The organism is Arthrobacter stackebrandtii (assembly GCF_017876675.1).
GTDB lineage: Bacteria > Actinomycetota > Actinomycetes > Actinomycetales > Micrococcaceae > Specibacter > Specibacter stackebrandtii.
In genome coordinates this window covers 1,435,995-1,459,728 of the sequence record NZ_JAGIOI010000001.1, presented here as the reverse complement: position 1 = coordinate 1,459,728, position 23,734 = coordinate 1,435,995, and the positions used below count along the sequence as shown (strand labels likewise).

General features: G+C 68.0%; 19 protein-coding genes. 14 read left to right on the top strand and 5 right to left on the bottom strand.

All coding sequences use genetic code 11. The features are described from left to right. Positions 1 to 124: 124 nt before the first annotated feature. Entirely contained in the window at positions 125 to 2,098 is a 1,974-nt protein-coding gene (gene acs, locus JOF48_RS06035; RefSeq protein ID WP_209678420.1) for an acetate--CoA ligase, read from the bottom strand. Between the two features lie 533 nt (positions 2,099 to 2,631). Between acs and JOF48_RS06030 the strand changes: the two genes are divergently transcribed. The 3 genes from JOF48_RS06030 to JOF48_RS06020 are packed head-to-tail and all read left to right on the top strand — an operon-like array spanning position 2,632 to position 5,395. Then, positions 2,632 to 3,858, top strand: coding sequence for a hypothetical protein (locus tag JOF48_RS06030; protein WP_209678417.1), 1,227 nt, complete (start codon positions 2,632 to 2,634; stop codon positions 3,856 to 3,858). Positions 3,859 to 3,860: 2 nt separating this feature from the next. Next, positions 3,861 to 4,703 carry an endonuclease III gene (gene nth / locus JOF48_RS06025; RefSeq protein ID WP_209678414.1) on the top strand — a complete coding sequence of 281 codons (843 nt, stop codon included), beginning with the start codon at positions 3,861 to 3,863 and terminating at the stop codon, positions 4,701 to 4,703. Next, the gene (locus JOF48_RS06020; RefSeq protein ID WP_342591168.1) at positions 4,700 to 5,395 is read left to right on the top strand and encodes an NUDIX hydrolase; all 696 of its coding nucleotides are present in this window, start codon (positions 4,700 to 4,702) and stop codon (positions 5,393 to 5,395) included. The genes nth and JOF48_RS06020 overlap by 4 nt, the downstream gene beginning before the upstream one ends. Positions 5,396 to 5,417: 22 nt before the next feature. Here the strand turns inward: JOF48_RS06020 and JOF48_RS06015 are convergent, their stop codons facing one another. Then, positions 5,418 to 7,055 carry an amidohydrolase gene (locus tag JOF48_RS06015; RefSeq protein WP_209678411.1) on the bottom strand — a complete coding sequence of 546 codons (1,638 nt, stop codon included), beginning with the start codon at positions 7,053 to 7,055 and terminating at the stop codon, positions 5,418 to 5,420. A gap of 121 nt (positions 7,056 to 7,176) precedes the next feature. After that, a complete protein-coding gene (locus tag JOF48_RS06010) occupies positions 7,177 to 8,892 on the bottom strand; it encodes a bifunctional 3'-5' exonuclease/DNA polymerase (protein WP_209678408.1) in 1,716 nt (571 codons plus the stop codon). A 119-nt stretch (positions 8,893 to 9,011) separates the two neighbouring features. On the opposite strand from JOF48_RS06010, the gene ssd reads away from it, so the two are divergent. The 7 genes from ssd (at position 9,012) to JOF48_RS05975 (ending at position 14,268) form a co-directional block, all read left to right on the top strand. After that, entirely contained in the window at positions 9,012 to 10,175 is a 1,164-nt protein-coding gene (gene ssd / locus JOF48_RS06005; RefSeq protein WP_209678405.1) for a septum site-determining protein Ssd, read from the top strand. Further along, a complete protein-coding gene (locus tag JOF48_RS06000) occupies positions 10,172 to 11,461 on the top strand; it encodes a TadA family conjugal transfer-associated ATPase (protein WP_209678403.1) in 1,290 nt (429 codons plus the stop codon). The genes ssd and JOF48_RS06000 overlap by 4 nt, the downstream gene beginning before the upstream one ends. Further along, positions 11,458 to 12,408, top strand: a complete 951-nt coding sequence (locus JOF48_RS05995) for a type II secretion system F family protein (RefSeq protein ID WP_209678401.1) — start codon at positions 11,458 to 11,460, stop codon at positions 12,406 to 12,408. The genes JOF48_RS06000 and JOF48_RS05995 overlap by 4 nt, the downstream gene beginning before the upstream one ends. Before the next feature lie 2 nt (positions 12,409 to 12,410). Next, positions 12,411 to 12,959, top strand: coding sequence for a type II secretion system F family protein (locus JOF48_RS05990; protein WP_342591167.1), 549 nt, complete (start codon positions 12,411 to 12,413; stop codon positions 12,957 to 12,959). Positions 12,960 to 13,112: 153 nt separating this feature from the next. Continuing rightward, positions 13,113 to 13,436 (top strand): DUF4244 domain-containing protein, encoded by a 324-nt coding sequence (locus JOF48_RS05985; RefSeq protein WP_245346421.1) that lies wholly within the window; start codon positions 13,113 to 13,115, stop codon positions 13,434 to 13,436. A 30-nt stretch (positions 13,437 to 13,466) separates the two neighbouring features. Then, positions 13,467 to 13,916, top strand: coding sequence for a TadE family type IV pilus minor pilin (locus JOF48_RS05980; RefSeq protein WP_245346420.1), 450 nt, complete (start codon positions 13,467 to 13,469; stop codon positions 13,914 to 13,916). After that, a complete protein-coding gene (locus tag JOF48_RS05975) occupies positions 13,900 to 14,268 on the top strand; it encodes an Rv3654c family TadE-like protein (RefSeq protein WP_245346419.1) in 369 nt (122 codons plus the stop codon). The genes JOF48_RS05980 and JOF48_RS05975 overlap by 17 nt, the downstream gene beginning before the upstream one ends. A gap of 32 nt (positions 14,269 to 14,300) precedes the next feature. Here JOF48_RS05975 and JOF48_RS05970 read toward each other — a convergent pair whose 3' ends face one another. Then, complete coding sequence (locus JOF48_RS05970) at positions 14,301 to 16,634, bottom strand: DEAD/DEAH box helicase (RefSeq protein ID WP_209678396.1); 2,334 nt, start codon at positions 16,632 to 16,634, stop codon at positions 14,301 to 14,303. A 106-nt stretch (positions 16,635 to 16,740) separates the two neighbouring features. After that, on the bottom strand, positions 16,741 to 17,454 hold the full coding sequence (locus tag JOF48_RS05965; protein WP_209678395.1) for a GNAT family N-acetyltransferase: 714 nt from the start codon (positions 17,452 to 17,454) through the stop codon (positions 16,741 to 16,743). 75 nt (positions 17,455 to 17,529) lie between these two features. Here JOF48_RS05965 and trhO point away from each other — a divergent pair, with 75 nt between their 5' ends. The 4 genes from trhO (at position 17,530) to topA (ending at position 23,513) form a co-directional block, all read left to right on the top strand. Further along, positions 17,530 to 18,423 (top strand): oxygen-dependent tRNA uridine(34) hydroxylase TrhO, encoded by an 894-nt coding sequence (trhO, locus tag JOF48_RS05960; RefSeq protein ID WP_209678394.1) that lies wholly within the window; start codon positions 17,530 to 17,532, stop codon positions 18,421 to 18,423. 100 nt (positions 18,424 to 18,523) lie between these two features. Beyond that, the gene (locus JOF48_RS05955) at positions 18,524 to 20,185 is read left to right on the top strand and encodes a DUF7059 domain-containing protein (RefSeq protein ID WP_209678393.1); all 1,662 of its coding nucleotides are present in this window, start codon (positions 18,524 to 18,526) and stop codon (positions 20,183 to 20,185) included. Positions 20,186 to 20,311: 126 nt separating this feature from the next. Then, on the top strand, positions 20,312 to 20,587 hold the full coding sequence (locus JOF48_RS05950; protein ID WP_209678392.1) for a hypothetical protein: 276 nt from the start codon (positions 20,312 to 20,314) through the stop codon (positions 20,585 to 20,587). 136 nt (positions 20,588 to 20,723) lie between these two features. Continuing rightward, positions 20,724 to 23,513 (top strand): type I DNA topoisomerase, encoded by a 2,790-nt coding sequence (topA, locus tag JOF48_RS05945; RefSeq protein ID WP_209678391.1) that lies wholly within the window; start codon positions 20,724 to 20,726, stop codon positions 23,511 to 23,513. Positions 23,514 to 23,734: the final 221 nt, after the last annotated feature.

The window sequence follows — 23,734 nt, the reverse complement described above, 5'->3', positions numbered from 1 at the left end:
CGCAGTTGGTGGGGCGAAAACACCGAAAAATGGTGAAATCGGTCCATCAACTGCGTCACAGATAGTTGGGCCCACGCGCCCGAGGGGCCCCGACCGAGGAACGAGACCGGGGAGGGTGCGGGGACTACTTGCGCAGGGACTCCGCGATCTGGTTCATGACCGTGTTGTCGGCCAGGGTGGAGGAGTCGCCCACGGTGCGGCCTTCGGCTACGTCCTTGAGCAGCCGGCGCATGATCTTGCCGGAGCGGGTCTTGGGCAGCTCGGGGACCACCAGGATGGTCTTCGGCTTGGCGATCGGGCCGATCTCGTGGCCCACGTGGTTGCGCAGGGTGGTGACGATGTCGGCATCTTCCACGGCCGAGCCGCGCAGGATCACGAACGCCACAACGGCCTGGCCGGTGGTCTCGTCGGCAGCACCAACGACGGCGGCCTCGGCCACGGAGGGGTGGCTGACGAGCGCAGACTCGATCTCCGTGGTGGAGAGGCGGTGGCCGGAGACGTTCATGACGTCGTCCACGCGGCCCAGGAGCCAGACGTCGCCGTCCTCGTCCCATTTGGCGCCGTCGCCGGCAAAGTACATGTCGTCGAAGCGCGACCAGTAGGTGTCCTTGTAGCGCTCGTTGTCGCCCCAGATGCCGCGCAACATGGCAGGCCAGGGTTCGCGGATGACGAGGTAGCCTCCGTGGCCGTGCTGCACCGACTGGCCGAGCTCGTCCACCACGTCAACGGCGATGCCGGGCATGGGGACCTGGGCCGAGCCGGGCTTGGTGCTCGTGACGCCGGGCAGCGGGGCCACCATGATGGCGCCGGTTTCCGTCTGCCACCAGGTGTCGACGATGGGTGCCTTGTCTGAGCCGATGACGCGGCGGTACCACATCCACGCCTCGGGGTTGATGGGTTCGCCCACCGAGCCGAGCAGGCGGATGGAGGAGAGGTCGTACTTGGCGGGGATGTCCTCGCCCCACTTCATGAACGTGCGGATGGCCGTGGGGGCGGTGTAGAGGATGGAGACCTTGTACTTTTCCACGATCTCCCAGAAGCGGCCCTGGTGCGGGGAATCCGGGGTGCCCTCGTACATGACCTGGGTGGCGCCATTGATGAGCGGCGCATAGGTGACGTAGGAGTGGCCGGTGACCCATCCGACGTCGGCCGTGCACCAGAAAACATCCGTTTCCGGGTGCAGGTCAAACACGGCGCGGTGTGTGTAAGCGGTCTGGGTGAGGTAGCCGCCGGTGGTGTGCAGGATGCCCTTGGGCTTGCCCGTGGTGCCGGAGGTGTAGAGGATGAACAGCGGGTGTTCGGCGGCGTGGCCGACGGCGGTGTGCTCGGTGGATGCCGCACCGACGGTGTCGTCCCACCAGACGTCGCGGCCCTCGACCCAGTCCACGTCCTGGCCGTTGCGCTTGACCACAACGACGTTCTGCACTGAGTGCCCGGGTGCTGACAGGGCCTCGTCGACGGCGGGCTTGAGGGAGCTGGGCTTGCCACGGCGGAAGGTGCCGTCGGCGGTGATGACGAGCTTGGCCTCGGCGTCGTCGACGCGGGAGCGCAGGGCGTCGGCGGAGAAGCCGCCGAAGACGACGGAGTGGATGGCGCCGATGCGGGCGCAGGCGAGGAGCGTGATGACGGCCTCGGGGATCATGGGCAGGTAGACGGCGACGCGGTCGCCCTTGGCCAGTCCCAGGGTTTCAAAGGCGTTGGCGGCCTTCTTGACTTCTTCGGTAAGCTGCGCGTAGGTGTAGGTGCGGGTGTCGCCGGGCTCGCCCTCGAAGTGGATGGCGACGCGGTCGCCGTTGCCGGCCTCGACGTGGCGGTCCAGTGCGTTGTAGGCGGCGTTGATCTCGCCGTCCTCGAACCAGGTGGCGAAGGGCGGGTTGGACCAGTCAAGGGTCTTGGTGAAGGGCTTGGACCAGGTCAGCAGTTCGCGGGACTTTTCACCCCAGAATGCGGGACGGTCGGCGTTGGCCTTGGCGTATTCGTCGCCGTGGATGACCGCGTTTGCGGCAAATTCCACGCTTGGCGCGAACTGGCGGCTTTCCGTGAGCAGGTTCTCCAGTGCGTCGCCGGACTGGTCTGCTGCGGTTGTAACCTCAGACATCTAATATCCCTTCATTCCTTACTTTGCTGCCGCCCCGGACCCCGCCTGTGCAGCACAGCAACACGTCCATTTAGAGTGGTGGAGGTGCGTCGGCAGTGGATGCCAAGGACAACGTTGTTCCTGCGTTAACTGTAGCGCTTTTCACAGGTGGACGTGTTCGCCGTCACAGTGCTATGGGTTCAATGGTGCCGGATCTGCGGTGAAGTGCAGTCCGCGGGCGGTTCGCCGGTTGGCGGAGCTGTTGGCCGGGGTGGGGCACACGGCGCCGGGCGGGAGCCTGGTGGTTCGGGGGCCAGCAGGTACTGGCGCCGGCGGGCGGCTCCGCCACAGCTGGGTGCTGGGCCTGTGCCGGCTGGATGCACACACCCCGCAGCCCGCACGGGCGCGCAAAGTGGGCCGGGCGCCGTCGTTCCGGGAGCTGGACGGCGGCTGTGAATCAGCGCGCAATTAATGCCTAAACGCTGTGCCCCGCTAGTGTTGCCGCCCTGCTGTTACTAGGCTGGGGAACAATCGTGACTATGAGGAGTATGACCATGACGGAGCAACACACGCCAGCAACTCAGGGCACCGCAGATTCCGGCACCACCGGCGGCACTGCCGTGGCCGGCCCGCTCACCATCAGGGACCTTGCCGTTCTCGGTGCGGTGGCGATCATTTTCATCGGCTCGCTGATCCCGCTCGTGGTGACCGATGTGGGCAGCTTCAACTTGTGGAGCACCACGAACCTTTTCTACGTGGGCATTGGCATGGTCCTGCCGCTGGCCGTCGGCGCGCTCTTCCTGATCCGCCGCTTCAGCCCCGGCACCCGGCTGCGGCTCGGCTCGCTCTCCCTGGACCAGTTTGCGTCCGTGGTGGCCGTCTTCGCCGTGCTCTTCTTCTTCGCCGGCACCGCCACAAACTTCCGGATCGGGTACCTTGTGGGCCTGATCGGCGCCGTGGTGCTCATGGCATCCACCACGTGCGCCATGTGGATCCCCGTGCTGGCCGCCGACTTTGCCGGCCGCGCCGAGGTCCCCGCCCACGTGACCGCGCGCGACGCCGTTGCCCCGGCCGTGCACCCGGCCTCGCCGAAGCCCGTGGGTGCGAAGGCGCCGGCGGCCTCCGGGTCATCCGCTGCCGCAGCGTCCGGCTGGTCTGCTTCACGGCCCGGCGCCGCCGGCCACACGGCTGCCGGCCAGGTGTTCACCCCCGCCAAGGATGCCCGCACGGCAAGTGCCGGCTCCGATACCGGCGCGGCCGCCGTGTTTGGCGCGGCTGCCGGTGCATCCGCCGCGGCCCCGTCCGCCACCCCCGCTGCTTCCCCCGCCGCTGCAACCCCCGCCGCGTCCGCTGTCGCAACCCCGGCGCAGGGTGCGGGATCCGCCGTCGGAAGTTCAACGGCAGCGGCACCTGCGGCTGCCGAGGCCGGGACCACCGCACTGCCGCAGGCGGTCGACCCCGTCGAGGACCTGCCCACGTCGTTCAACCCGCAGCTGCCGGAACAGCCCGCCGAGGAGGCGCCTGCCAAGGCCAGCATTGCAGCGACGGTGGATCCCGCCGCCGCGCCTGCCGTCAGCGCGGAGCCGTTCTGGTTTGCCGTGGACCGGCCGCAAAACGTGATTGACGAGACCACCCGGCAGTTTGTGTTCAAGCTGGCGCCCGGCGCGTGGATCCTGGCCCTCGAGGACCGCGGAAACAGCTTCCTGGTCCAGGACAGCCACGGAAAGACCGGAGTGCTGCTGGACCTTGTGGGGATTGAGCGCGCCTCGGACAGCCAGTAAACATGGGCAAGTGGGATCAGGAAACCGCGCTGGGGCTCAAGCGCCGGGCCCGGAAAATCAACCGCGAGCTGGCGGAGCTGTATCCCTACGCTCATGCGGAGCTGGATTTCCGCAACCCCTTCGAACTGCTCGTGGCCACCGTCCTGTCCGCCCAGACCACCGACGTCCGGGTCAACGCCATCACCCCAGCCCTGTTTGCCCGCTTCCCCACGCCGCTCGCCATGGCACAGGCCCCCATCATGGAGGTGGAGGAGCTGATCCGGACCACGGGGTTTTTCCGGGCCAAGGCCGCCAACCTGCTGGCCCTGGCCAACCGCCTGGTGGATGAGTACGACGGCGTGGTCCCCGGTTCCGTGGAAGCCCTCGTCACGCTCCCGGGAGTTGGGCGGAAGACCGCGAACGTGGTGCTTGGGAACGCGTTTGGGGTCCCCGGCATCACGGTGGACACGCACTTCATCCGGCTGGCCCGGCGCTTTGGCTGGACGGATTCCATGGACCCGGTCCGGATCGAGTCCGACGTCGCCGCCTTGTTTGAGCGCAGGGACTGGACGATGGTCTCGCACCGCGTGGTGTTCCACGGCCGGAGGATATGCCATGCCAAGAAACCGGCGTGCGGGGTGTGCCCCATTGCGCACCTGTGCCCCGCCTATGGCGACGGCGAGGTGGACCCGGTGAAGGCTGCCAAGCTGCTCAAGTATGAGCTGGCTCCCGGGCAGGAGGAACTGCTGGCGAAAATGCTGGCGGATTCGGCGCAGGCGGCGCAGTACCGGCAGGAATCGCAGGCAGAGGACCGGAGGGAAGCAGCCGAGACGGGCCGGACCCTGCGTACGGGCACCGGCAAGTGAGTGCCTATGCCGACCTTGCCGCCCTGCCGCTAAAGGCCGCGCAGACGGCAGCGCTGCCGGAGGCCATGCGGCTGGGGAAGGCATCCCTGTGGCAGATGCCCATGGACGCCGCCACCACCCGCAAGGCCGCCGTGCTTATGCTTTTTGGCGCCCTGGACAATGTTCCGGCGGCCTCGCAAAAGCCGCTCGCCTCGGCCGACCTGGACGTGCTGCTCATTGAACGCGCGGCCACGCTGAACGACCACCCCGGCCAGGTGGCCTTCCCCGGAGGAAGTGTCGACCTGGACGATGCCGGGGTGGAGGCTGCCGCACTGCGGGAGGCCGAAGAGGAAACGGGCCTGGACCCGCTCGGCGTTGAAGTCCTGGGGGTGCTGCCCGAGGTGCCGCTGCCCGTCAGCAACTTCCAGGTCACGCCCGTGGTGGGCTGGTGGACGCGGCAGACGCCCGTGGACGTGGTGGACTACGGCGAATCCGCCCAGGTGTTCCGCGTTCCGGTCCGGGACCTGCTGGATCCGGAAAACCGCTGCATGGCCGTCATGCGCCGCGGCGGGCAGACGTACCGCGGCCCCGCGTTCGTGGTGGCCGGCACCGTGGTGTGGGGTTTCACGGCTGGCATCTTGAACTACGTCTTCGAGGAACTCGGCTGGGCTGTTCCCTGGGATGCGGCCCGGGAGATCCCGGCCCCGATCTAGGCCCGGGCGCCCCGGAAATTCCCTAGGGCCGGCGGTAGACCGTGACGCCCTCCTTGATGGTTTCCAGGACCCGGATGTCCTGGACCGTCCCCGCGGCACAGGTGAGGGGATCGGCGTCGAGCATGACAAGGTCAGCCAACATGCCCACCTTGAGCATGCCCTTGCGGTCCTCTTCAAAAAGCTGGTACGCCGGGCCCGAGGTGAGCGCCTGCAGAGCCTGGTATGCGCCGACGCGCTCGGCGGGGCCGAGGGTGTGGCCTGTCCGGGTGGTGCGGTTCATGGCCGTGGACACAATGAACATCGGGTCAAGTGCGGTTACGGGGAAGTCGCTGTGGTTGGACACCCGGAGCCCGGCCTCCAGTGCCGACTGCATGGGGCTGATGAACGCGGCCTTGGCCTCGCCCACGTTGGCGCGGTGGACGTCGCCCCAAAAGTACGTGTGGTTGGTGAAGTAGCTGGGCGTGATGCCCAGTCGAACGTAGGCCGGCAGGTGTTCCGGGCGTTGGAACTGCGAATGGATGGCGACGGTGCGGGCGTCGTCGGTGACCGTGGATCCGGCCTGTTCGACGGCGTCGATGAGGTTGTCGATTGCGCCGTCGCCGTTGACATGGGCATACAGCTGGACGCCGTGCGCCAGGGTGGTGGCGACAACCTCCGCGAAAACCTTGAACGGCATGGTGGGTTCCCCGCGCCAGCCGGGGTTCCCGTCCAGGTCGCCGGTCAGGTACGGCTCGCGCATGAAGGCAGTGCGGCCCTGCGGCGAGCCGTCCTGGAGAACCTTGAGCCCGGCAATCTTGAAGCCGTTGCGGTATTTGCCAGTGGGGTAGTGCGGATTGCCCAGCCACTGCGGGGCATCGACGAAGGAGCCCAGGGCGGCCACGTCCAGGTAGAGCAGTCCCGCATCGGCGGCCTGTTGGAAGAAGTCCAGATCGGTGACGCCGGAAAAGCCCTCGTGGGCGTGGGTGTAGCCGCGGGAGGCGTAGCCCTGCTGGACGGCATCGAGAAGTTCCAGCTTGTCCTGTGTGCCCAGGACCGGCAGCTTGGCTGCCACGAGCTCCAGGTAGGCCGTTTCCATGAGCAGGCCGGCCGGCTGTTGCGTCCCGGGCACGCGCGCAATGACGCCGCCGGCCGGGGTGGCGGTGGTTTCGTCAATGCCGGCCCAGGCCAGGGCGGCCGAATTCAGCACGATCCCGTGGCTGGAAACGTGGACCAGCATGACCCGCTGCTGCGGGAAGCGGGCGTCAAGGTCGGCCGCCGTGATGTGCCGGTTCTCGGCCAGGGCCTCCTGGTCATAGCCGTAGCCGGTGACCCACCCGTCCGGTCCCGTGCCCCGGCTGTCCCGGAAGGCTTCCAGAGTGTCCAGGACGGAGGCAATGTCGGTGCATGCACCCATGGGCGGCGGTCCCACATTGACCCGGTCCGCCAGGTCGAAGGCGGCGGCCAGGTGGCTGTGGGCGTCAACAAACCCCGGCAGCAAGGCGGCCCCGGCGAGGTCGCGGGCCTCGGCGGCGGGGAACAGCCGGAGAGCCTCCTCCCGGGCGCCCGCGAAGGCAATCCGGCCTCCGCTGGTGACGAGGCACTCCACGTGGCTGGGCTCCGGGCCGGCCATGGTCAGGATGGTGCCGTTGTAAAACAGCTGCTCCGCGTGCACTCCGCGCACTCCGCGTGGTTGTTTCGGTCGGTGTGCAGGCGCCGTGCCGGCCGGATTGTGCGTCGTCATGAGGGAGCCTTTCGGTGCCTTCCAATGGTCACGGGGTGCCGGGCGGGATCCGGCCCGTGCCCTACTTTGCGTCAGCGTAGCATTGCACGACGGTGACATTGACGGGAAACTCCAGCGGGATCCGGCCAAAGATCAGCTCGGTGGCGCGCCGCGACGATTCGTGCATGATCCGGGTGACCTCCTCAGCCTGTTCCAGGGGCGCGTGCACCATGACCTCGTCGTGCAGGAAGAGCACCATCTCGGCCCCCGCTGCCCGGCCGGCCCCGGCGGCAGGGGAGGGGCCCGGCAAGGCCCGCAGCCGGCGTCGTAATTCAGCCAGCCAGCACAGGGCCCATTCAGCGGCCGTCCCCTGCACCACAAAATTGCGTGTGAAACGGCCGCGGGACCGGGCGGCGGCTTCGGCGCGGCGCTGCTCATCGGCGGTGGTGCTGCGCTGCCCGGCCAGCCATTCGGGGGAGACGGGCGGGGTGCTGCGGCCCAGGTAGGTGCTGACCCGTTCGCCGCGTTCGCCGGCGCGGGCCGCCTCCTCCACATAGTTCAGTGCGCGCGGATACATGCGGGCCAGCTGAGGGACGAGCCGGCCGGACTCGCCCGTGGTGGCCCCGTAGATGGCGCCGAGGAGGGCGATTTTTGCCATGCTGCGGTCGCCGCCGAAACCCTGGGCGGCGATGCCGGCGTAAAGGTCCTTGTTGTGCCCGGCACCGTCCTGGCCGGCGGCGGCCATGGCGGAATCCTGGGCCAGCGCGGCAAGGACGCGGGGCTCCAGCTGGGCGGCGTCGGCAACGACAAACGTGTAGCCGGGGTCGGCGACGGCGGCTCCGCGGATCTGGGCGGGGATCTGCATGGCGCCGCCGCCCTTTGACGCCCAGCGGCCCGAGACGACCCCGCCCACGACGTATTCGGCATGGAAGCGGTCATCATGGACCCACTGCTCCAGCCAGTTCCAGCCGTTGGTGGTGAACAGGCGGCTCAGCTTCCGGTAGGCCAGCAGGGGCTCGATGGCGGGGTGCTTGAACTCCATGAGTTCCCAGCTGCGTGTGGACTTGGCATCGATCCCGGCCCGGTGCAGCGCCTTGATGAGGTCCTGCGGGGAATCGGGGTTCAGCGACGGGGCGTTGAGGGCAGCCCGCAATTCCACGGCCATGGCCTCGAGTTTGTCGGGGCGGGTGTGGCCGGCAGGTTCGGGGCCGAGCAAATCCTGGAGCAGCCGCCGGTGCAGCTGTTCCCGCCACGGGATGCCCGCATGCTGCATCTCCGCGGCGACAAGTGCACCGGCCGATTCGGCAATGAGCAGCAGCGTGAGCCGGGACGGGTGCGTGGCGGAATTGACGGCCAACTTTTGCGCCGACAGTTCCCGGAACACGCTGTCCAGCCCCCATGCCTGTGGTGCGTTGGCGGCGGCGGGGGCGTCAAAGAGGCTGTCCTGGCCGGTGGGGGCCGAGGCGGCGATCGGGGCCATGGTTTCCGGCGGCAGCGGTGTGGCCTGCCCGGCATAGCCGGTGGCGGCGGCGAATTCGGAGAACAGCAGGAGGTTTTGGCACAGGGCGAGGTCGTGGCATTTCTCCACCCGGACCGAGCCCTCGAGCAGTTGCGGGTACCAGTTGCCGGCACGGTCCCACACCCAGCGCGGGCGGTGCGCGTCCTCCAGCTCCCGCACCGTCTGCGGCAGCTGCGCGCGCGATACTGTCCGGGCCGCCGAGGCCGGCGTGCCGTCGTCGTTGCGCAGCTGGACCGCGGCGGTGGTGCTGTCGGGGCCGGCGGCCAGCAATGCGTACATAAGTTCTATTGTCCACCGACGGGGCGTTAATTCCTCCACAGCCGCCGCTGCCGGCCAAGTTGTCCACTTTTCGGCAAGGGGCTGTGGCAATGCGCCGGCGCCGGGTCCAGTGTTGCTTCATGAGAACTCGCATGCGGCACCCGCAAACCTCGGAGCCCGGGGCATGGCTGCCCCGCCGTGACATCACGGTCCTGCTGTTGTCCGATGCGGCCGAGCTGCAAGGTGCGGTGGGGCGCGTGTGTGCGGCAGCCGCCGTCGAACTGGTCATTGCAGGGAGCCTGGAGCAGATGGCGGGGCGTTGGGGTGATGTGGCCGCCGTCCTGGTGGATGCCGGTGCCGGATCCCCGCAGTTGGAGCTGACCGGCTGGAAGGGGCCGACTGTGGTGGTGGGTTTCGCGCAGGACGGTTCACGGGTGTGGCAACGGGCGGAACAGCAGCGGGCCGACAGGGTCGCCGTGCTGCCGGATTCGGCCCCCTGGCTGGCGAATTACCTGGGACGGCTTCGCAACTCCAGCCCGGGCGCCGCGGTGGTGGGCGTCATGGGCGCCAGCGGCGGCGCGGGTGCCTCAACACTTGCGGTGCTGCTGGCGGCCGAGGCGGCGGCGCGCGGCACCCGGACACTGCTGGTGGACGGTGACCAGTGGGGCGGCGGGCTCAACGCGGCGCTGTCGGCGCAGCACCTGCCGGGGCTGCGCTGGCCTGACCTGCTGCGGGCGTCGGGCGCCATCAACCCGGAACAGCTGGCCGCGTCGCTGCCCCAGCTGGGCGCCCTGGCAATGCTTTCCTGGAACTCCGCGCCACAACCCGACGTGCCCGCACAGACGCCCGCGGCCGTGGGTGAGGTGCTGCGGGCGGCCCGGGCCGCGTACGGGCTCGTGGTGGTGGACCTTGCATGCAATCCGTCGGCCGTGGCGGCGCTCGCGGCGCACTGCCAGGGCCTGGCCCTGGTAGTTCCTGCACGAGCCCGTGCGGCCGCCGCGGCCCTGGCCCTCGTCCCGGCGCTGCCGCCCATGCCGCTCGCCGCCGTGGTGCGCGGACCCCTCGGCGAAGGGCTCGACGCCGCGATGGTCGCCGACGCCGTCGAGCTTGCCCTGGCAGGCCAGTTCCCGCAGCTGCGCGGCGTGGCCCGGGCACTGGAGGCGCAGCGGCCGGCTGACCTGTTGCGACGGCGGGCGGTGCGGACACTGCTTTCCGGCCTTCTGCAGTGGGTCGCCGGGGAGCCTGCTGCCGGCGCACCCGGTGCCGCCAGCCCTGCCGCCCGCCACGGGAGGCGGCGGCCATGAGCGCCCAGCCGCTCCCGGGCACCCCGGACGGGTGGGACGGCATTGATGCACAGCTGCTGGATGAGGTGCGGCGCAGCGTGCTGGCCCAGAACGGGCCGGTCACTGACCTTCAGGTGGCTGCCGCCGTGCGGGAAAGTGGCCGGCTGCTGGGAACGGCAGGATCGCTCGTGGCGATGGAGCGGATCTCGGCGGAACTGAACGGGCTGGGCCCGTTGCAGGGGCTCGTCAAGGATCCGGCAGTCACGGACATCTTCGTCAACGCCCCGGACTCTGTGTGGCAGGACCGGGGCGGTGGGCCGGAACGCGTGGCGGTGCGCTTCGCCGGTGAAGCTGAACTGCGGGCGCTCGCCGTCAGGCTGGTTGCCAGCGGCGGGCGCCGGCTGGATGACAGCAGCCCCTGCGTCGACGTCAAGATCCACGGCGGATACCGGGTCCATGCGGTCCTGCCGCCCATTTCCTCGGCCGGGACGCTGCTGTCCATCCGCATCAAGCGCAGGACGTCGCTGTCCCTGGCGGACATGGTGGCCGACGGCAGCCTGGACCGGCAGATGGCCCGCGTGCTGGCAGCGATCATTGCGGGGCGGCTGAACTTCCTCATCAGCGGAGCCACGGGGGCCGGAAAAACCACACTGCTCTCCACCCTGCTTGCGCTGTGCCCGGCAACGGAACGGCTGGTGCTCATCGAGGACGCCGCCGAACTGGAGCCGGTCCATCCGCACGTTGTCACCTTGGAGGCGCGGCATGAGAATGCGGAAGGTGCAGGAACCGTCGAGCTGGCAGAGCTGGTCCGGCAGGCACTGCGCATGAATCCGGGCAGGCTGATCGTGGGGGAGTGCCGGGGCAGTGAGGTCAGGGAACTGCTCATGGCCATGAACACCGGCCACAGCGGAGGCGGCGGAACCATCCACGCCAACGGTACCCACGACGTTCCGGCCCGGCTGGCAGCCCTCGGCGCGCTGGCCGGCATGGGGCCGGAAGCTGTCTTCCTGCAGGGGGCCAGCGCACTGGATGTCGTCATCCACCTGGCCAGGGTCGGCGGCCGGCGAACAGTTGCCGAGATTGCCGTGGTGGGGCTGCGCGACGGCCGGCTCGTGGCAACCCCGGCACTGACCTTGTGCGGGCCGGCAGGTTCGCCCCTTGGGGACGACGGCGGGCCGTTGCCCGGTGGGGAAGGGACCGGAGGCGGTGTCCAATCCGGTCCGGGCTGGCAGTTGCTGGCGGCCCGGCTGGGCATGGACACTGCGTCCCTGGCTGGTGTTCGTGGCGGCATCGTGGACCGGCCATGAGCGCGGTGCTGGTGCTGTTCCTCTCCGCAGGTGCCTGCATCCTCATCGGCAGCCGTGGCCGGCGGTGGTGGGTTCCGGTGCATCGAAGACTATTCGGGCTGCGTGACACGTCCCGCAGGCAGATGGCACCGACAAGCGAGGAACAGCCGCGGCTGGTGCGGCAACTGGCGTCCCTGCTGTCCGCAGGCCGGACGGGGCCTGCCCTGTGGCAGGCCATGGTCCATGTGCTGGCCATGGAACTCAACCGGACAGCACCGCCTGGCGGGGTGCCGTTGTCCACCAGGACGTCGGCGCAGCTTCAGCGGTGGGATGTGCCCGGCAGTCCTCCCGGCGCCGCCGCCACAATGCTGCGGCACGGCATGCTGGCAACCGTTCATCCGCAACACCCGCCCGGCGCACGCCGTGACGGACGGGGTGCAGGCCGGGACGGCACCGATGCCACCCTCATCCTGGTGATCGCCGTGCAGCGGGCCAGCGAGCTGGGCTTGCCCACGGCCACAGCCATACGCACCACCTGCCGGGAGACGTCCGGCGGGAGCCGGCTGAAAAGGGCCGCGCCGGACCAAGGGGCGCTCAGCCTGGACCAACGACGCCTGTGGCTGGACATTGCCGCATGCTTTGAAGTGTGCGAAGCCAGCGGTGCCCCGGTTGCCGCCGTCCTGGAACGGCTGGCGGGCACGCTCGAAGCAGAACAGGATGCCGCAGCCCAACGTGAAACTGCGCTCGCAGGACCCCGCGCCACTGTCCGGCTGCTGACCTGGCTGCCGCTGGTCGGGCTGGGCCTGGGCATGCTCATGGGTGTGGACCCCCTCGGGGTCCTTTTTGGCAGCCCCGTTGGCTGGTCCGTGCTGGCGGTCGGGGCGGTCTTTGCCGTCGCGGGACGGACGTGGTCGGCGCGGATGATTGCCCGCGCAGCCGGTCCATCCGTGCTCCAGGATGTGAATTAGCCGTGGGCGCCTTGCTGGTCTTTTCACTGGCTGCCCTGGCCGCGGCGCTGTTGTGGGGCCGGTCCCCGGCCCGCCGGCTGCCCCAGGCATGCCGGCCCGAGCCGGCGCCGGGAATGTCCAGCGGGGTGGCCTCAGTCCCCCTGCTGCTGGAGCTTTTGGGGACGGCGCTGGACTCAGGACTGAGCATCCAGGGTGCGCTGCAAGTGGTGGCCGGTGTCGCCGGGAACCGATTGCGCAAGAGCCTGCTGCAGGTGGTCGCAGGACTCAACATTGGTGCATCGTGGGAGGACTCGTGGGCAGGCTCCCTCGTGGACACGGACATGGTGCAGATCCACGACGCCCTCAGCTTTGGCGCCCTGACAGGGGCGTCAGCGGCGCCGCTGCTCTATGCCCAGGCCCAGCACTACCGGACGGCCGCCTCCCGGAGCGCCCAGAAGCGGGCGGCCGCGCTGGGCGTGAAACTGGTGATGCCGTTGGGGCTCTGCTCCCTGCCGGCGTTCATCGCGGTGGGTGTCGTACCAGTGGTGATGGCCATGATTCCGTCGATGTAGCCTAATCCATTCATCCACAGGCACACCAGGGGGCCGATTCATCCACCTATTGGAAATTGGGGGTTTCCTGCCCCTCCCCGCCGGCGGAGAGTGAATGGACCAGGCCTGCGGCAGCAGCTGGCGGGCACCGATTAATTGATCCAAGGAGTTGGCATGAGCAGCATTGAAGCAGCCGGGGGCAGCGCTCCCGGCATGGCACGGGACAGGGTGGAACAGAACATCAGCGAGATCTTCCCCGGGGCGAGCCTGCAGGCCCCCGTGGAGAATCCGCCGTTCGCAGCCGGCGCATCGGACGCCAGCGGGGCACGGGGCCAGGGCTGGGCCCAGGCCGGCATGGAGGCGGGTATGGCCACGGCAGAATACGCGATCGCCACCTTGGCGGCCGTGGGCTTTGCCGGGCTGTTGGTGGTGATCCTCAAAAGCGACGAGGTTCGCGGCTTCCTGATGAACATCATCCGCACGGCGTTGAGCTTTTAGCGCCTGGACGCGGCACGGGAGGCAGGCATCATGGGAACCATCAACGAACGGCGCCGCATGCGGGGTTCGGTGACGGCCGAGCTGGCCGTGGTACTGCCTGCCGTTACGGCGTTGCTGGCCATCCTGCTGCTTGCCGTGTCGGCGGGCCTGCTCCAGCTGCGGCTGGAGGAGGGGGCCCGGGCCGGTGCAAGGGCACTGGCCCGGGGCGACTCGTCGGAACAGGTCATGGAAATTGTTCAGAGGGTCTCAGGGACTGCGGTCACGGTCTCTGTCGGCGCCGCTGCGGAGTACGCCACTGTCACGGTGGAAGGCCGTGTGGGCGGGGCCCTGTCGGGATTGGTGCCGTGGAAGCAGGCAGCCCAGGCGAGCGCCAAGATGGAGCGCAACCAGGGGCAGGGGTGGCCGGGGATAGCCACACCACCACCGGCGGTGGCCCATGAGGCGGGGAAGGCGGAGGTGGCCCATGTTAATAAAGGATGAGCGGGGCTCGGGTACCGTCCTCAGCGCGGGTCTGGCGCTGGCCATGCTGCTGCTCATGGTTTTCGTCGTGGCGCTGGGCCAGGCCGCCGTGGCAGCTTCCAAGGCAGCGACGGCAGCGGACCTGGCCGCACTCGCTGCCGCTGACACTTACCGGGGCCTGATGGCAGGGGATCCCTGCCAGGCCGCGGGGGAAACCGCCCAGCAGCATGGGGCAGCACTCGTTGCCTGCACCCTCAACGCCGACATGTCCGCCACCGTGGAGGTATCCGTTGCGACCACGCTGCCCTGGCTGGCGCACGGCCGGGCACGGGCCGGACCTCCACCGGCGGACGTGCTGCCCGGGCAGCCCTGAACCGGGAAGCCTGAACGGCGCGGCCGGCGGCGTCAGGCCAGGCGGGAGTGCCTGAGCAGGACCTTCAGCAGCAGCACGGCACCGTCCTTGTCAAGGGGGTTGTTCTTGTTGCCGCACTTGGGGGATTGCACACAGGACGGGCAGCCGCCCTTGCATTCGCAGGACTGGATGGCCTCCAGTGTTGCCTTGAGCCACACACGGGCCATGTCGAATCCCCGCTCCGCGAATCCCGCCCCGCCGGGGTGGCCGTCATAAACAAATATGGTGGGCTGGCCTGTGTCGGCATGGATGGCCGTGGACACCCCGCCCACGTCCCACCGGTCGCTCGAGGCCACCAGCGGAAGGAGCCCGATCGCGGCATGTTCGGCGGCGTGGAGGGCCCCGGGAAACTGAGGCTCGACGAGCCCCCCGGCCAGCAGTGTTGCGTTGTCCAGCGTGAACCAGACTGCCTTGGTGAACAAGTCGCGGGCCTCGAGCTCCAGGGGTTCCTCACCGAGAACTTCGTTGGAGATGAGGGCCTTGCGTTGAAAGGAGACCACTTGTGTACGAACCTGGACGGGGCCGAAATGCATTTCCACGGGACCCCACTGCTCGTGCCGGAGCGATTCCAGCACCTCGATCTGGGTGACGTCCCGGGCCGTTGTGTAAAAATCCGGTGTTCCCCGGCGCACCAGCGCGCAGTGCTCGGCCTCATTCAGTTCAAGAACCACATAGCTGGTGCCCTGGTGGACGTACACCGCGCCGGTGTGTGCCTGGTAGTGGGACTGTGGGGATCCCATCGTGCCCAGGAGGGCGCCAGTGTCGGCCTCGATGATGTTGATCGGACCGCCGCCGTCCTCGCGCAGGTTCACCATGGCGGCGGCGCTTTGGGGGTGGGTCCAAAACCAGCCGGCGGGCCGCTTTCGCAGGTAGCCCTGGGCGACCAGCTGGTCCAGGAGCGCCGGGGTGCTTTCATCAAAGATCGCCAGGTCCTGGTGCGTGATGGGGAGTTCGGCGGCAGCTGCACAAAGGTGCGGGCCCAGGACGTAGGGGTTGGCCGGGTCAAACACCGTGGCCTCTACGGCGAGGTCAAAAATGGCATCGGGGTGGTGGACCAGGAAGGTGTCCAGGGGATCGTCGCTGGCCACAAAGGCAGCCAGTGCGTCTTGTCCGGCACGGCCCGCCCTGCCGATTTGCTGGAAGAAGGAGGCCCGAGTGCCGGGCCAGCCGGCCACCAACACCGCGTCGAGTCCGGAAATGTCGATGCCCAGCTCCAGGGCGGAGGTGCTGGATACCCCCAGCAGCTGGCCGGATCGCAGCGCCTTTTCCAGCTCCCGGCGTTCCTCTGGCAGGTAGCCGGAGCGATAGGCAGCCACCCGGGGCGGAAGGCTCGGATCGACGTCCTCAAGCAACCGCTTCGTGACGGTGGAAATGGTCTCTGCCCCTCGCCGGGACTTGATGAAGGCGATGGTGCGGACGTGGGAGGACACCAGGTTGGCCATGAGGTCGGAGGTTTCGGCAATCGCGGTCCTGCGGGTCTTGGCCCCGTTTTCGCCCTGGAACTCGGTCAGTTCCGGCTCCCACAGGGCAACCGTTGTGGCACCGTGCGGGGAGAAATCCTCCGTAACCGTGGTGACCGGGGCGCCCACCAAACGGGCGAACGAACTGCCCGGATCCGACGAGGTGGCGGAGGCGCCGATGAACACGGGATTGGAGCCGTAGTGCGCACATATCCGCCGCAGCCGGCGCAACAGCACCGCCACGTGCGAACCGAATACGCCCCTGTAGCTGTGGGCCTCATCGATGATGACGTAGCGCAACCGCCGGAAGAACCGGGCCCACCAGGTGTGGTTGGGCAGCACGCCAAAATGCAGCATGTCCGGATTGCACAGGATGAAATTGCTGTGGTCGCGGATCCAGCGCCTGTCGCCCGGTGCGGTGTCGCCGTCATAGGTGGCAGCCCGCAGGGTGGACAGGTGCAGGGAGAGCAGGGCCGCGAGCTGATCGGCGGCAAGCGCCTTGGTCGGGGCCAGGTACAGGGCCACCGCTCCGTCGTCTTCCAGCCTGCCCGGATTCGCGGCGAGTTCCAGGGCTGCACGGTGGACGGCGTCCAGGGCCGGCAGCTGGTAGGCCAGCGACTTTCCAGAAGCCGTTCCCGTGGCAATGATGGTGTGCTCACCCTTGTGCGCGGCGTTGGCTCCGGCAACTTGGTGGCGCCACGGTTCGGCGATGCCGAGGTTGGCATAGGAGGTGACCAGGTCCGGGTGGGCCCAATCGGGCCACGGCTCCGTCACCTCCCGCCGCGCGGGGATCCGCCGGACATGCTGCAGCTGCGGGGGGCTCCCGCCTCCACCCAGCAGCGAGATCAGCGAATCATTGGTAGGCACCCCATCATTGTGCCACCGCACGCCCGTGGCGGCAGCCGGGACCGGCACCCGGGCGCCGAGCAATGAAAAGGCCTGGACCGCCGTCGCCCGCGCCCACTGGTTCCGGCTAGAGCCGGGCCAGCTCCGCCAGGCGCTCCCTCGGGACGAGTTCCGTCATGGGGCTGAGACTGCGCCACCCCAACTTGTGGTAGAGCCGCTGGCCGCCGGTGCTTGCCAGCACCAGGCCCGTGGTGACGGGGTATTCGAGCGCCCGCGCCGTCAGGGACTTCATCATCATCATGCCCAACCCCTGGCGGCGGTGCCCGGGGTGCGTCTCCAGCCCGTCAAAGACAGCATGTTCGCCCTGGATGGCAACGCTGCCGCGGGCCAGGATGGCATCGCCGCGCAGGATCGCTCCGGTGAGCCTGGCCTGGCACACGGATGCGCTGCTCCGGGAACCAAGATGCTTCACCACCAGGCGCAGATCGGGATCAACCAGGAAGGGGTCCTCGTTGTCCTGGGTTTCCATGGCGCACACCATCAGGTGTTCCGAGGTGGAGACCATGCCCATGCCGGCGGCGTGTGCCCACTTCACGTATTCGTGGATGTTGGGGCCAATGATGGACAGGGAGCGGTGGGCTGAGCCGGTCACCTCGGCTGCAAGGACGGCGAAGGCCTCCCGCGCGGGATCTGCACAGACGTACTCCCAACCACCGTCGAGGTCGGGATGCTTCGCGGCCAGGTAGCCTGGCCCCGTGCGAACCTGAAAGCCGCGTATGGCACTCCAGCCGGCAACCCACGCGGCGGTGTGCTCCTCAAGTTCCATGGAACCAAACCTCATGTCTACAGCCTATGCGGGAATGACCCGATGATGCCCACCGGCTGCAATTTGGCGCCGCACCGTAGGCTTTAAGACGTGGCTTTGAACAAAATTGTGCTCTTTTACGGCTTTACCCCCCTTGTCGATCCGGAAGCGATCAAGCTCTGGCAGCGTGCCCTGTGCGAGAAACTGAACCTCAAGGGACGCATCATCATCTCCAAGGACGGCATCAACGCCACCGTCGGCGGGGACATCAAGGACGTCAAGCAATACCTGAAGACCACCCGCGAATACCCCGGCTTCAAAAACATGGACATCAAGTGGTCCGACGGAACAGGCGACGACTTCCCCCGGTTGAGCGTGAAAGCCCGCGATGAGATCGTCAGCTTCGGCGCCCCCGGCGAGCTCAAGGTCGATGAAAACGGGGTTGTCGGAGGCGGCACGCACCTCAAGCCGGAGGAACTCCACGAGCTCGTGGCCGAGAAGGAATCCAAAGGCGAGGAAGTCGTCTTCTTCGACGGCCGCAACGCCTTCGAGGCCCAGATCGGCAAATTCAAGAACGCCATCGTCCCCGACGTCGACACCACCCACGACTTCATCAAGGAACTGGACTCCGGCAAGTACGACGACCTCAAGGACAAGCCCGTCGTCACCTACTGCACCGGCGGAATCCGCTGCGAGGTCCTGAGTTCCCTCATGGTCAACCGCGGATTCAAGGAGGTCTACCAGATGGACGGCGGCATCGTCCGCTACGGCGAGACCTTCAAGGACAAGGGGCTCTGGGAAGGCTCCCTCTACGTCTTCGACAAGCGCATGCACATGGAATTCAGCGACGAGGCCAAGGAAATCGGCCACTGCATCCGCTGCAGCAGCCCCAGCAACAAGTTCGAAAACTGCTCCAACCCGAGCTGCCGCAACCTGAACCTCTACTGCGCCGACTGCGCCAGCGCACCGGAAACCCTGCAGTGCCCGCAGGGCTGCACCGACTGATCCCCACTTCCTCCCGCGCTTCCCTTGACGCGCGACGGCGGCACGCACCTGCTGCGCCAGGCCCGCCCATGCGCGGCCCCGGACTCGCTAGGCTTGTCCAATGACTGATTTCGCCTCCGTGCCCGGTGCCCCGCGCAGCGACAACCTTCCCCTGCTCTCGGCCCTTGCGGCCGACCTCGCCGCCGCCAACTTCACGGTCGACGGCGTGGCGGAGCTTCTCGGGGACGACGCCAACCATGCGCTGGGCCGGGACCAGACGGTGCCGGCGGCCCTGCTGCTGCGCGGCAACAACGACCAGCTCGCCACCGTGGTCAAACTGTGGCTGCTGGCCCAGGACGTGCCGGCCGGGGACCTGGCCCGGGCGCTCCCCGGAACCGGGCTCAAGGCACTCACGGACCTGGGCCTCATTGAGCCCGCACCCACCAACTCTCCCGGCCCCACCGCGGAGGCGGACCGGCCTGCAGAGGTGCGTGCCGCCGTCGACCTCCGCCCCTACGGCTGGCCCGCGGCGAACGAACAGGAACAGGACACCAACCTGTGGGTGGCCAGCGACCTCGGCGCCCACCAGCGTCCCGGCGTGCTGCGCAAGGACCACGTTCTGGGCATTGGCCAGGCATCGCTCACCCTCGCCCAGGGCACCGTCCGCCAGCCCGTTGGCAGGGCGCTGGACCTGGGCACCGGCTGCGGCATCCAGCTTTTCCACCTGCTGCACCACGCCGAAACCGTGGTTGCGACCGACATTTCGGAGCGGGCCCTGGCGTTCACCCGATTCAACCTCGCCCTGAACGCACCCGCGCTCCGGCTCGAAGCGGCGGATCTGGACCCCGCCAACCCTGGTGCCCGCGTTTCCCTGCGACTGGGCAGCCTGCTCGAGCCTGTTGCGGACGAGCGCTTCGACCTGGTGGTCTCCAACCCGCCGTTCGTCATCACGCCCCGCCACCGTGGCGAGCAGAGCGCGGACCAGTTCACGTACCGCGACGGCGGCCTGGCCGGCGACGCCATCGTGGAGCAGCTGGTCCGTGGGCTTCCCGGTGTGCTGAACCCGGGCGGCATCGCGCAGATGCTGGGGAATTGGGAGGTCACCCGCACTGAAACGTCCGACGGCGGCACCCACGCCGAGTGGCATGCCCGCCCCTCGCAGTGGCTGGCTCCGGGATCAGAAGCTTGGTTCATTCAGCGCGAGCAGGTTTCCCCGGGCGGCTACGCCGAGACGTGGCTGCAGGACGCCTCGCAGGGCCGGGATTCCGATGCCTACGCCAGCGCCTACGAGGACTACCTGCTGGACTTTGCCTCCCGCGGCGTCGGCGGCATCGGTTTCGGCTACATCTTGCTGCGCCGCCCGGCTGAGGGCGAAACTGCCAGTGACCCGCGCTTCGAGGAAATCCTCTACCCGATCGAGCAGCCCGTGGGCCCGCACCTGGCCGACGCCCTCGACCGCGCCCAATGGCTCAAGGCGCACCCCGACCTCACCTTTGAATACCTGCTGACGGCCACCGACGTCACCGAGGAACGCCACCAAAAACCGGGGGCTGAACACCCCGGCGTCATCCTGCTGCGCCAGGGAGCCGGGCTGCGACGCACCAATTTGATGAGCACCGAGCTGGCCGGTTTTGTGTCCGCGTGCGACGGCGACCTGACCGCCGGACAGATCATCGGCGCCCTGGCGGCGCTGCTGGAAAGGGACGACCCCGAATTCGCCGCCGACCTCGCCCGGGATGTCCGCAACCTCGTCCGCGACGGATTCCTGCTTCCCAGCGAGTGATGCGGCGTTCCCCGAAATCGGGACTTATCTGATGCCGCGTCGGGGAAAAACGCGGCATATGTGATGCGGGGTCCGGTGGGGGAGCGGCGGGTGCGGCTGTCGGGCCGGCGCTTCCATGTGTTGCACGTGACATATAGGCACGGGGCGGGCTCCCTGCGGGAAATCCTGCAGGGCTGCACCGGGCTGGGATTCCAGATTCTGGGATTCACCACGGGGGCTCCGGAGCACGGCGGCAGCGGTGTCATGGACCGGGTGCTGAACGCCGGGACCGCGCAAACAAGCGGGAATCTGGTGGAAGTGGAGCTGGAAATTGAGGGGCGCGGCTCCCGCCACGTCCTCCTCGACGCACTGTCCGGGCGGCCCGCCGTCCAGGCAGCTTCCTTCGGCGGCGAGAACGAATGACAGGCCGGGAGCCGCCCCTGAAAGCAGTGATTTTTGGGGCGGAGTTTCACAGGCAATGCGCGTTCGCGGTAAAAATATGGTGAACTAGGCTCTTGGGGACGCCGTTCGTCCACCTTTCATTCCCCGTAGGAGTACCGTGCCCAGCAAGGCAGCAGCCAGCAAGCCAAAGACCGGCAAAAAGCTCGTAATCGTAGAGTCCCCTGCCAAGAGCAAGACCATCGCCAAGTACCTGGGCGAAGGTTTCGTCGTGGAGGCCTCGATCGGTCACATCCGTGACCTGCCGCAGCCCTCCGAGCTGCCCGCCGAGCTGAAAAAGTCCTCGATCGGCAAGTTCGCCGTGGACCTGGACAACAACTTCAAGCCGTACTACGTGGTTTCCCCGGACAAGAAGAAAAAGGTGGCAGAGCTCAAGGCGCAGCTCAAGGACGCCGACGAACTTTACCTCGCAACTGATGGGGATCGCGAGGGCGAGGCCATCGCGTGGCACCTGCTCGAGGTGCTCAAGCCCAAGGTGCCCGTGCACCGGCTGACGTTCGCGGAAATCACCAAGGAGTCGCTGCAGCGCGCCATGGGCAACCTGCGCGAACTGGACACTGACCTCGTGGACGCCCAGGAAACCCGCCGCGTCGTTGACCGCCTGTTCGGCTACGAGCTCTCCCCGGTGCTCTGGCGCAAGGTGGCGCCCAAGCTTTCCGCGGGCCGCGTGCAGTCCGTGGTCACCCGCATGGTGGTGGAGCGCGAGCGTGAGCGCATGGCGTTCCGTTCCGCCAACTACTGGGACCTGGCCGGAGCCTTCGCCCCCGAAACCGGCGAAAACTTCGTGGCCAAGCTCTCCGCCGTGGACGGCTTGCGCGTGGCTTCCGGCCGCGACTTCAGCGACCAGGGCGTGCTGACCGGCAAGAATGTGGCCCACCTCGATGAGGTCGCGGCCAAGGCACTCGCCGGCGCATTGCAGGAGGCGCCGTTCAAGGTCCGCTCGGTTGAGCACAAGCCCTACACCCGCCGGCCCGCCCCGCCGTTTACGACGTCGACCCTCCAGCAGGAGGCCGGGCGGAAGCTGCGCTTCACCTCCAAGTCGACCATGTCCACGGCCCAGCGCCTGTATGAAAACGGCTACATCACGTATATGCGTACCGACTCCTCCTCGCTGAGCGACGAGGCTGTCAACGCCGCCCGCAAGCAGGCCTCGGAGCTCTACGGCCCCGAGTATGTGCCCGCATCCAAACGCGTCTACGCCAACAAGAGCTCCAACGCGCAGGAAGCCCACGAGGCCATCCGCCCCGCCGGCGACTCCTTCCGCACCCCCGCCCAGGTGGCCAGCGCCCTCCGCGGCGACGAATTCAAGCTGTACGAGCTGATCTGGAAGCGCACCGTCGCCTCCCAGATGGCTGACGCCAAGGGCTCGACGGCGACCATCAAGCTGGGTGCCACGGCTGTTGGCGGCGCTGCTGACGGGCAGGACGCAGAGTTCTCGGCGTCGGGCACCGTCATCACCTTCCGCGGCTTCCTCGCAGCCTACGAGGAAGGCCGGGACGAGGCGCGCAACGCCTCCGACGACTCCGACCGCCGCCTGCCCAACGTCAAGGAAGGCGACTCCCTGACCGCCTCCGAGGTCAAGGCCAACGGCCACGACACCTCACCGCCGCCGCGCTTCACGGAAGCGTCCCTGACGAAGGAAATGGAAGAGCGCGACATCGGCCGCCCGTCCACGTACGCGTCCACGCTGTCCACCATCATGGACCGCGGCTACGTCCGCAAGCAGGGCTCCGCCCTGGTACCCAGCTGGATTGCGTTTTCGGTGGTGCGCCTGCTGGAACTGCACTTCACCGACTACGTCGACTACGAGTTCACCGCCGGCATGGAAACGGGCCTGGACCGCATCGCCAACGGCCAGGAGCAGGGCTCCGACTGGCTCAAGCACTTCTACTTTGGCGGCGACGGGGACCGCGGCCTGCAGGACATCGTGAACAACCTGGGCGAGATCGACGCCCGGGAGATCAACTCGATGCCCATCACCGACACCCTGGTGCTGCGCGTGGGCAAGTTCGGCCCCTACCTGGAATCAACCGTCCCCACGGTCGATGCCAAGACCGGCGAGATCATCGAGGCCGCCCGCGCCAACGTCCCCGAGGACCTGGCCCCGGACGAACTCACGCCTGAAAAGGCGCAGGAGCTCATGGACACCGCAGCCCCCGAGGAGCGCGTCCTGGGCGTGGACCCGGAAACCGGGCACACCGTGGTGGCCAAAAACGGCCGCTACGGCCCGTACGTCACCGAGGTCATCCCGGAGATGACGGCGGAGCAGATCGCCAACCAGCCTGTCGAGTACTACAAGAACGGCAAGCCGAAGCCGCCGAAGAAGCCCGTCAAGGCCAAGCCGCGCACGGGTTCCATCTTCAAGTCCATGACGGTTGACACGGTCACGCTGGAGGAAGCCCTGGCCATCATGAGCCTGCCCCGCGTGCTGGGCACCGACGCCGAGGGCACGGAGATCACGGTCCAGAACGGCCGCTTCGGCCCGTACCTGAAGAAGGGATCCGACTCGCGTTCCATTGGCACCGAGGAGGAGATCTTCACCATCACGCTGGAGCAGGCGCTGGAGATCTACTCCCAGCCCAAGCAGCGCGGCGCCCGCGCCGCTGTGCCGCCGCTGGCCGAGTTCGGCGACGACCCCGTCTCCGAGAAGAAGATCGTGGTGAAGGAGGGGCGGTTCGGCCCCTACATCACCGACGGCATCACCAACATCACCGTGCCCCGCGGCACGGAGATCGAGGAACTGACACGGGAGACCGCCATCGCCCTGCTCGCCGACAAGCGCGAGCGCGGCCCGGTCAAGCGGACGGCCAAGGCTCCCGCCAAGAAGGCCCCGGCCAAGAAGCCGGCCGCGAAAAAGGCTCCGGCCAAGAAGGCCGCACCGAAGAAGTAGCATCGTCACAGCCCCGCACATCCATCCGATGTGCGGGGCTTTTGCGTGCCGCGGGAAAGGGCCGCCCGGTGGGCCTGTCCGAAAGGACAGAAAGGGGATCGAATTCCCGCGAAGCCATGGACATCCGAATTGTTATCCGTAACAATGTCCGTGGGCCCAGCACCGTGACGTGAGCCACTTTTGTTGTGGCATTGGAATCGTGGGCCCGGAAACGTCCAAGC

Excerpts from the sequence above, each read along its gene's own strand:
- acs (WP_209678420.1), bottom strand. The coding sequence starts at position 2,098 with ATGTCTGAGGTTACAACCGCAGCAGACCAGTCCGGCGACGCACTGGAG.
- JOF48_RS06030 (WP_209678417.1), top strand. The coding sequence starts at position 2,632 with ATGACGGAGCAACACACGCCAGCAACTCAGGGCACCGCAGATTCCGGC.
- nth (WP_209678414.1), top strand. The coding sequence starts at position 3,861 with ATGGGCAAGTGGGATCAGGAAACCGCGCTGGGGCTCAAGCGCCGGGCC.
- JOF48_RS06010 (WP_209678408.1), bottom strand. The coding sequence starts at position 8,892 with ATGTACGCATTGCTGGCCGCCGGCCCCGACAGCACCACCGCCGCGGTC.
- ssd (WP_209678405.1), top strand. The coding sequence starts at position 9,012 with ATGAGAACTCGCATGCGGCACCCGCAAACCTCGGAGCCCGGGGCATGG.
- JOF48_RS06000 (WP_209678403.1), top strand. The coding sequence starts at position 10,172 with ATGAGCGCCCAGCCGCTCCCGGGCACCCCGGACGGGTGGGACGGCATT.
- JOF48_RS05995 (WP_209678401.1), top strand. The coding sequence starts at position 11,458 with ATGAGCGCGGTGCTGGTGCTGTTCCTCTCCGCAGGTGCCTGCATCCTC.
- JOF48_RS05985 (WP_245346421.1), top strand. The coding sequence starts at position 13,113 with ATGAGCAGCATTGAAGCAGCCGGGGGCAGCGCTCCCGGCATGGCACGG.
- JOF48_RS05980 (WP_245346420.1), top strand. The coding sequence starts at position 13,467 with ATGGGAACCATCAACGAACGGCGCCGCATGCGGGGTTCGGTGACGGCC.
- JOF48_RS05975 (WP_245346419.1), top strand. The coding sequence starts at position 13,900 with ATGTTAATAAAGGATGAGCGGGGCTCGGGTACCGTCCTCAGCGCGGGT.
- JOF48_RS05965 (WP_209678395.1), bottom strand. The coding sequence starts at position 17,454 with ATGAGGTTTGGTTCCATGGAACTTGAGGAGCACACCGCCGCGTGGGTT.
- JOF48_RS05955 (WP_209678393.1), top strand. The coding sequence starts at position 18,524 with ATGACTGATTTCGCCTCCGTGCCCGGTGCCCCGCGCAGCGACAACCTT.